General features: G+C 63.7%; 1 protein-coding gene. It reads left to right on the top strand.

The window, feature by feature from the left end; translation table 11 throughout:
• Positions 1-408, top strand: a 408-nt coding sequence (gene soxG, locus EOA28_RS37290) for a sarcosine oxidase subunit gamma family protein (protein ID WP_128315915.1), incomplete at its 5' end; no start/stop codon positions are given.
• Positions 409-833: the final 425 nt, after the last annotated feature.

The raw sequence follows: 833 nt of genomic DNA, 5'->3' as shown, positions 1-833 counted from the left end.
CTGCCTGACGGCGCTGGCGGCGGCACAAGCAGCGGCGCCCGCGCCGTTTTCGGCTTCGCGCCGGGGAAATTTACCGTGGTCGACGAAGCCGAAGGACTGGCCGCGGCCTTCGCTGGCGTCATCACGCCGGCCATCGGCACGCTCACCGACCTGTCCCATGGCCGCACCGCGATCCGCATCGCCGGCCCGAGGGCCGAATGGGTGATGGCGAAGTTTTTTGCCATCGACTTCGCCTTGCCGGCCTTCCCGCTCGGCGCCGGCCGCTCGACCAACCATCACGACATCTTCGCCCAGATCCAGCGCACAGGCGCCGACCAGTTCGACATCTACGTCTTCCGCTCCTTCGCGCGGTCGTTCTGGAAGGCCTTGTGCCACGCCAGCGAAGAGGTCGGCTATGAGGTGCAGTAGAGCATCCAAGGTGTGTTGAGATTCAGGTGAGGCCGTGCCGAAAGTGGCGGATTCCGAGAACCGGAGCGGAGCGTACTAAAGTACGTGAGCACCGGAAGCGCAGGAAGCCGCCATTTGCAGGCCGGCCTCACCTGAATATCAACACACCTTTGGTCCAGCCGCTATCTGGCACTACAAACGGCTACAACTGCTGCTTGAGCGTTGGGCCAGCAGGCGCGATAGCTAAGGAATCACGAGCGTTTGCCAAGGCAGACGCCCGCTCAGGCAACCAGTTCGACCACACCCTTCCATGACTGTTGAGACTTCGGCGACGGCCACGACCCGCTTTGCTCCGGCGGAGGGTCCGTCGATGTTGTTGCCGGCAACCGTCGCTTGCGGCGTGTTCATGACCAGCCTCGACCAGAATGTCGTGGTCACGGCGCTGC

Source organism: Mesorhizobium sp. M2A.F.Ca.ET.067.02.1.1 (genome assembly GCF_004023285.1).
In the GTDB taxonomy this organism is placed as follows: Bacteria; Pseudomonadota; Alphaproteobacteria; order Rhizobiales; family Rhizobiaceae; genus Mesorhizobium.
This window is presented reverse-complemented; position numbering and strand designations above follow the sequence as displayed.